The 7,475-nt window shown below is 45.8% G+C and carries 7 protein-coding genes; all 7 read right to left on the minus strand.

All coding sequences use genetic code 11. From position 1 onward, the window contains the following. Window positions 1–340: 340 nt before the first annotated feature. The 7 genes from ptsP to IV54_RS08950 all read right to left on the minus strand — a co-directional run bounded on the left by ptsP (window position 341) and on the right by IV54_RS08950 (window position 7,416). On the minus strand, window positions 341–2,071 hold the full coding sequence (ptsP, locus tag IV54_RS08920) for a phosphoenolpyruvate--protein phosphotransferase (RefSeq protein WP_057879015.1): 1,731 nt from the start codon (window positions 2,069–2,071) through the stop codon (window positions 341–343). Between the two features lie 74 nt (window positions 2,072–2,145). After that, on the minus strand, window positions 2,146–2,595 hold the full coding sequence (locus IV54_RS08925) for a PTS sugar transporter subunit IIA (RefSeq protein ID WP_057879016.1): 450 nt from the start codon (window positions 2,593–2,595) through the stop codon (window positions 2,146–2,148). A 59-nt stretch (window positions 2,596–2,654) separates the two neighbouring features. Continuing rightward, window positions 2,655–4,661 (minus strand): transketolase, encoded by a 2,007-nt coding sequence (tkt, locus tag IV54_RS08930; protein WP_057879017.1) that lies wholly within the window; start codon window positions 4,659–4,661, stop codon window positions 2,655–2,657. Between the two features lie 164 nt (window positions 4,662–4,825). Then, window positions 4,826–5,065: a hypothetical protein gene (locus IV54_RS08935; RefSeq protein ID WP_057879018.1), complete on the minus strand. Its 240-nt coding sequence runs from the start codon at window positions 5,063–5,065 to the stop codon at window positions 4,826–4,828. 19 nt (window positions 5,066–5,084) lie between these two features. Next, window positions 5,085–6,374 (minus strand): class II D-tagatose-bisphosphate aldolase non-catalytic subunit, encoded by a 1,290-nt coding sequence (locus IV54_RS08940; RefSeq protein WP_057879019.1) that lies wholly within the window; start codon window positions 6,372–6,374, stop codon window positions 5,085–5,087. Window positions 6,375–6,408: 34 nt separating this feature from the next. After that, window positions 6,409–6,714 (minus strand): PTS fructose transporter subunit IIB, encoded by a 306-nt coding sequence (locus tag IV54_RS08945; protein ID WP_057879020.1) that lies wholly within the window; start codon window positions 6,712–6,714, stop codon window positions 6,409–6,411. Between the two features lie 18 nt (window positions 6,715–6,732). Then, window positions 6,733–7,416 (minus strand): fructose-specific PTS transporter subunit EIIC, encoded by a 684-nt coding sequence (locus tag IV54_RS08950; RefSeq protein WP_272947294.1) that lies wholly within the window; start codon window positions 7,414–7,416, stop codon window positions 6,733–6,735. Window positions 7,417–7,475: the final 59 nt, after the last annotated feature.

Raw genomic sequence — 7,475 nt, forward strand, 5'->3', positions numbered from 1 at the left:
ACACCTTAACTTGTTATGGAAACGGTTCCAAGTGCAGTCAATGCACTCTTATAGAGTGCAAGAAGTGAATCTTTATACCTTTTTCTGCATCTTTAGACTGGCTAAATTGCTTAGCTGTTAATCAATAAACCCTTGTCACTATGCGGTTTATAATGAGAATTTTCGATTATGATTTCATCGTAATTTAATCATAAACCCATCGAATATACAGAACTATCTGGTTTTCGTCCAGAGCAATGGACAGAAGTTAAGGTAGCTAAAATTGATAGACCCGCGTAAAAGTAGCACAAAACAAAAAGGCTGCGACAAAAGTCACAGTCTCTCTGTCTTGCGCTACTTATTATTTATTAAGAACAGCTGTAAAGTCCTCAACAATTTGTTTGACTTCTTCATTGCCTTCAGCATCTAGCGCGCGATCCACCAGTCCGGTTAACTGTTGCGTATCCAGCGTCTTCATTAATGAACGCGTTTGAAGAATTGACGTGGCACTCATGGAGAATTCATCCAAGCCCATGCCCATTAACAATGGAACAGCAACCTGGTCACCAGCCATTTCACCACACATGCCAACCCATTTTCCTTTGGCATGTGCGCAATCAATGGTCCGCTTGATCAGCCGCAACAATGATGGGTTGTAAGGCTGATACAGATAGGAAACATGTTCATTCCCACGATCTGCAGCAAAGGAATATTGAATCAAATCATTCGTCCCAATACTGAAGAAATCAGCATACTTGGCTAGCTTGTCTGCAATCATCGCGGCAGCAGGAATTTCCATCATCATCCCAACTTCGATATCATCCGCAACCGGGGTCCCCTGCTCAACTAACTTGGCTTTCTCCTCTTCAAAGATTGCTTTAGCTTGTTTGAACTCGGCCACCGTAGCAATCATTGGAAACATGATCGCCAATTTGCCGAAGTGCGAAGCGCGTAACAGTGCCCGCAATTGGGTACGGAAGATCTCTTGGCGATCCAAGCTAATCCGAATGGCCCGGTAACCTAAGAACGGGTTCATTTCCTCTGGTAGCGGCAGGTATGGCAACTTCTTGTCACCCCCGATGTCCATAGTCCGGACAACCACCTGTTTACCATTCATCTTGCTAACGACGGCTTTGTAAGCTTCAAACTGATCCTCTTCGGTTGGTAATTCCTGGGAATCCATATACAAGAATTCTGAACGCATCAGCCCAACAGCATCCCCACCATTAGCGGTAACGGCTTCGACATCTTTAGGAGTGCCAATGTTGGCACCGATCGTAAAGGCTTTACCATCTTGACTGACCGAATCAGCATTCTTTAACAAAGCCCACTCGGCTCGTTGCTTGTCATAGTCGACCTTCATTTGCTGATAAGTCGCAACCTCTTTAGCGGATGGACTCACGATGACCTCACCGTGCAAGCCGTCCACAATTACCGTATCACCGTTGTGAATGACCTGCGTTGCCGTTTCACTGCCGACAACCGCTGGAATTTCCAACGTCCGTGACATGATGGCGGAATGTGACGTCCGACCACCGATATCAGTTACGAAGCCCTTAACAAAGGCTTTGTTAACTTGGGCAGTGTCACTTGGCGTCAGATCATGAGAAACCACGATTGACGGGTGATCAATCAATGACGGTGATGGCAGTGCAACACCCAGTAGATGACTCAGCACCCGCTTACGGACATCCTTCACATCAGCGGCTCTGGCTTGCATGTAGGCATTATCAGTCATCCCTTCAAACACAGCGATAAACTGGTCGGCCACCTGACTCAGTGCTTCGGCAGCACTCACTTGGTCTCCACGAATCTGTTTCTCAATTGCCCCAATAAACTCAGGGTCATTGACCATCGTAATATGGGCTTCAAAAACCTGAGCTTCCTCATCACTCATAGATTCAGCAGCATTCTTCTTAATAACAATTAAGTCTTTTTCGGAATCTTTCAGTGCGGCATGCAGGCTACTAATCTCTTGGTCCACATCTACCGTCTTCCCAGTCGGAAAAGATAGGTCTGGTTCAACTAAAACGTAGGCCCTCTCGATAGCAATACCATTGCTGGCTGCGATTCCTTTGATTTTGCTAGACACGTTATCCCTCTTTTCATTTCAACTCTTCACGAAATTGAAACTGACGAAAGACTTGGGTTCAACTAGCTCCTGACCTATTCCTTCAAGGCGTTTACAATTTCATCCACTGTCGCCGCTTGTTTCACGGCATACAGGGTCTCATCATTGCTGAGTTTCCGAATCATCTTGGTTAGCAACGTGTTATGGGCTTGATCAGGGGTCGGTTCGTCAGGTTCCGCAAATAACAGAACCAACCGAACTGGCGCATCATCAATACTCTTCCACGCGATTGGCGCTTGGAGGGTTGCAATGGCAACAGTAGGATAGGCCACACAATTACTCCCATGAGGAACGGCAACTTCATTGCCAATTCCAGTCATTCCCAACATTTCACGATAGTCAACATCCTCTAGGAAACCTGCTTCATTCGTAATGGCATGTGATTGAAATAACCAATGCGTCATTTTCTGCAGAAGTGCTTCTTGATCGGAACATTCAAGATGTAGTGAAATATTATTTGGATTAATCGTACTCATTAAGTCCATTTCTACCGCCCTTTCTAGTTCAAAACCTCCAAGAGATTTAGAAACCAGCTGAGACAAACTTACTTATTCCATAACATTTCAAAGTGCTTAACAATATTATCTACCGTAAAGCCAAAGTGCTTCTGAACAGCTGGACCATTACCACTGGCACCAAAGGAATCGATCCCAACGCTGGTCCCATCTAAGCCAACATACTTTCCCCAACCAAAGGTGCTTTCAGCTTCAATGGAAATCCGCCGCTTGATGTCACTTGGCAAAACGGATTCACGATAGTCCTTAGACTGCTTATCAAAGAGTTCCATACTTGGCATCGAAACCACTGAAATGTCGTAAGAACGCTTAGTTAAAGCTTCCTTAGCAGCTAAAGCTAATGGGACTTCAGACCCGGTAGCAATCAGAATGGCATCTGGATTACTAGTCTTGGCTGGTGAAAGCACATAAGCCCCTTTGGAGACATCGGCATCAACCGTCTCCTGCAAAACCGGCAACTTTTGCCGTGAAAGAACCAAGACGCTTGGCGCCTGAGTTTCTTCAGCAATGAACTTCCAAGCACTCAGAACTTCATTGGCATCGGCTGGCCGGATAACATTAACATTTGGCATCGACCGTAATGCGGCCAATTGTTCGACAGGTTCATGAGTTGGCCCATCTTCCCCAACGGCAATAGAATCATGCGTAAAGACGTAAGTTACGGGCAAACTCTGTAAGGCTGAAGAACGTACGGCGGACTTCATGTAGTCAGAGAAGGTAAAGAAAGTACTCCCAAAGACCCGACTACCACCATGTAAGGTAATCCCGTTCAAGGCAGCGGCCATCCCAAATTCACGAACCCCGAACCAGATATTCTTATTCTGAGGATTCAGTGGTGAGAAGCGTCCGCTGTCTGCTAATTGCGTTTTGTTACTTGAAGACAAGTCGGCAGCCCCACCCCAGAAATTAAGGTTGTGATCACTGATCTGTTGCAAAATATCTGAGTTAGCCACTCGGGTCGCGATCTCATCGCCCACCTTGTAGGATGACGTGACCTGATCCAGATTGAGCTTTTCACGTGGGTCAGCGGAGAAGTCTCTAGCCAAGGCATCCTTATCACTGAAGTCACGATAGTCTGCTTCCCAATCGTTGTAGGCTTGAATTCCACGACTTTGAAGGTTCTTTTGGAATTGTTCGTAAACCGTATCTTCAATTTCAAATGGTGCATCGGTATAGTGCAAAGCCTTCCGGGTAGCGGCAATGTTTTCATCACCCAATGCAGACCCATGGACTTTGTTAGTGCCGGCCTGTGGCGAACCATAGCCGATCACAGTCTTAACTTCAATCAACGTTGGTTTGTCAGTCTTCTTGGCTTGGTCGATAGCGTCATTGATGGCAGCTAAGTCTTCCCCATTAGAAACGGAGAGGTAGTCCCAACCAGCAGCTTGGAAACGTTGGCCAGCATTTTCGACAGATTCATTGTTCAGTGGCCCATCAAGCGTCACATCATTCGAATCATAAAGCACAACCAACTTGCCTAACTTTTCTTTTCCGGCAATGTTGATAGCTTCTTGACTGATCCCTTCCATCAGGTCCCCATCACCAACGATGGAGTAAGTGTAGTGATCAATCAGCCGATAGTTACGGTTGTAGACAGCGGCCATATGCTTTTCAGCGATCGCCATCCCAACGGCCATACTGATCCCTTGGCCTAAAGGACCCGTCGTCGCGTCAACACCAACGGTCTTCCCAAACTCTGGGTGACCAGGCGTCTTCGAACCGAGCTGACGGAATTGTTTCAATTCACTCATTGGTAAATCATACCCACTGAGGTGTAATAGACTGTAAAGTAGGGCAGACCCATGTCCTGCTGACAGGACAAACCGGTCACGGTTAATCCAGTCAGGGTGCTTAGGATCAACGTTCATCTGGTAATTCCACAGCACATAAGCCATGGGTGCAGCATCCAGACAGATACCTGGGTGACCAGACGTGGCCTTTTGAATCATATCAACACTCAGCATTCTCAGGGTGTTAACCGCTAGTTCGTCTGTTTCATCAAATTTTTTAGTCGAAATATCTTCTGCGTTAATCATTGATCTTCCTCCGTTTTCATTGGCGACCTAAAAGAGCTTAATAATCGGTAATTGAAAGCGCTTGCATTAACGGCAGAAATAACCTATACTGTTTTTAGCAGAAAACCGTATTCGTTTATTAATGCCAAGAAGTCTTCCCGTTAAGGAAGGCTTCTTTGTTATGCTTATAGCTTCCCTCGAAAGAGGTTTGATAATCTCGCTCTCGGGTAGATGCAACGAACGATGATGTAAACACTGACGAAGAACATCCCAATCCAACTAAACATGAACCCGGTGGTCTTCTGTGCAGCAGTTAAACCGAAGAACCCAATAATTAGGTAGAGGATAAACAGCGTGCAGACGGTAATAACTAACCCGCGAATAAACTTGCCGACACCATGATTACTTGTCTTTGTTTGTTTCATCAGTCATCATTCCTTTACATTAAGCTTTTTGTGCTTGGGAAACGTTCTTACGAATGTCACTGGTTAAACCAGTTAAGTTCAAGGTTTCAACGTATTGACGTAATGGATCCTTGATGCGGTCAATCACGTAACGTTGACCATCAATGTTGTTTTCGGATAAGTTAGCGTATAACTTAGCAACTTCAGCCTTAACTTCGGGTTCATTGTAAACATAGTGACCAGCAACGTCCAGGATGATTTGGTATAAGTCAGGACGGTTCAAAGCTTGGTCGACAGTCAACTTGTCGTCGTCGCCTTCCATCCACTTAGTCCAACGACCGTTGCGGATAGCCTTGTCCAAAAGAACCTTGTATAAGTTTGATGGATTCTCAACTAAGCCATGCTTTACCAGTTGTTGTTCAACTTCAGTTAAGTGAATCAAAGCGTGGGTTTCAGCAGTCCCATATTGAGGGGCAACGTTGCAAGCCGTGATGTGTGCTGGTTGGTGTAAGAGCAAGGTCACATCGTCCAAGTAGTCAGCGTTGTGTTCCTTCAAACCAACACCATACTTCTTAGCCATCGTCCCTAATTCAACGGCGTTTTCAAAGTTCCATTCACCGGCTTGAACACCGATACGAGTCAACGTCCCAGTTTGACCAACAATCAGAGTTGGCATTGGCAAGTTACGCTTGTCGAGTTCACCCTTCAAACGTTGAATAAAGTTTTCGTACTTAGCAGTCGTGGTTAACCCACCATTTGTTTCTTCAGTACCAACTTCATAACCAATTTCTGGCAAGTTACGCTTCTTACGTTCAGTTTCACAGTATTCAATCAACTCAACGGTCCAGTCGATAACGTTATCTAAGTTAACAACTTTCCCGATTTGGAATGGGTCCTTGGTTGGGTCAATCATCAGTAAGTCAAATCCGGCTTCGATATCAGCTAAGTAGGATTCCTTGGCGAGCTTCATGGCTTCGTCAAACTTCAAGTGGTTGTTACGTTCCTTATCACGCTGCCATGGACCACCATGGTCACGGCATAAGTAGTAAAGACCATTGAAACCAACAGCATCGGCAACCTTCTTGATGTCGGCACTGAACCGGGTTTGATCCCAGCCATTTACATAGCCCCCACCGAGGTCATCTTTATCAACTTGGTTACGGCTAGCGATGAACATTAATGGGAAGTCATCGTCTTTGGCTAATTCGAAACTAGCCCGCAATAAATTTGGTGACATTGGGCCGATACCCAGTAACGTTGCGTAACGTCCTTGATCTTGTAACTTCAACATGGTACTGATTGATTGTTTGATAGAAACCTTTTCACTCATAATATATTTGCCTCCAATAAATTTGCTTTTCTGTCTAAGCCATCTTTGATAGCTTGTTCATCAATGCGTCGGCTTTTTCAATGATCTGAGTCGTCGTTAACTGAACCACTTTCTTTCCTTTGAAACGTTCAGTTCCCCGGATACTGGTATCGGTGGAGAGAACCACGAAGTCAGCTGCGGAGATTTGACCGCTGGTTAACTCGTCATCCACCCCGCTGGTTCCTTGGGTTTCAATGTGAACTTCAATATCTTTTTCCTTGCCAGCCTTTTGTAACGCTTCGGCTGCCATATACGTGTGGGCAACCCCACTAGGACAAGATGTCACACCAACAATTTTCATAATGCCATCTCCTGTAAATTAGAATTGTTGAATATCGAAATCAATGTCATCATCGTCAGCTTCTGCTTTTTCTTCCGCCGGCGTTTCCGCAACGTACGGTTTCTTAGCAAATCCGACAATTAATGCGACTACCGCTGAACCAAGGGCAACGGCGGCAATGTATCCCCAGCGGTTATCCACCACTGGTAAGACGATAAGGCCACCCCAAGGCGCATGGTTCAAACACCCAAACATAAATCCTGATAAACAAGCGACAGCGGCACCAATCGTGTTAGCTGGAATGACCCGAAGTGGATCCGCAGTAGCGAATGGAATAGCACCTTCGGTAATTCCCATGGTTCCCATCAATAAAGCGGCAATCCCGGCATCACGGTCTTCAGGACTAAACTTCTTCTTGAAGATTAACGTAGCAATCCCTAAACCAATTGGTGGAGTTGCACCGGCGGCACCAACACCACCCATCAGGAATGGTAAGGTATCCACTTGCGTTTGAGCGAAGGTATAGGCAACCTTGTTGATTGGACCACCCATATCGACCCCGACCATGGCACCCAGAACCGCTCCAAGTGGGGCTTTAGCGGCGCCACTCAAGCTATTCAGGAAGTGAGTCAGGAACGTCATGAAGTTTGCAATTGGCGCCCCGATCAGGTAAACCATGATCCCACTGGCGATTAACGTTCCCCCTAATGGGTAAAGGAAGATAGTCCCTCAATTGTCAAATCAAGTGCAACACTAAGAATCTATTCTTAGAAGTGGTCTAG

It is taken from the genome of Levilactobacillus paucivorans (assembly GCF_001437125.1).
GTDB classification, from domain to species: domain Bacteria; phylum Bacillota; class Bacilli; order Lactobacillales; family Lactobacillaceae; genus Levilactobacillus; species Levilactobacillus paucivorans.

Excerpts from the sequence above, each read along its gene's own strand:
- IV54_RS08925 (WP_057879016.1), bottom strand. The coding sequence starts at position 2,595 with ATGGACTTAATGAGTACGATTAATCCAAATAATATTTCACTACATCTT.
- tkt (WP_057879017.1), bottom strand. The coding sequence starts at position 4,661 with ATGATTAACGCAGAAGATATTTCGACTAAAAAATTTGATGAAACAGAC.
- IV54_RS08935 (WP_057879018.1), bottom strand. The coding sequence starts at position 5,065 with ATGAAACAAACAAAGACAAGTAATCATGGTGTCGGCAAGTTTATTCGC.
- IV54_RS08940 (WP_057879019.1), bottom strand. The coding sequence starts at position 6,374 with ATGAGTGAAAAGGTTTCTATCAAACAATCAATCAGTACCATGTTGAAG.
- IV54_RS08945 (WP_057879020.1), bottom strand. The coding sequence starts at position 6,714 with ATGAAAATTGTTGGTGTGACATCTTGTCCTAGTGGGGTTGCCCACACG.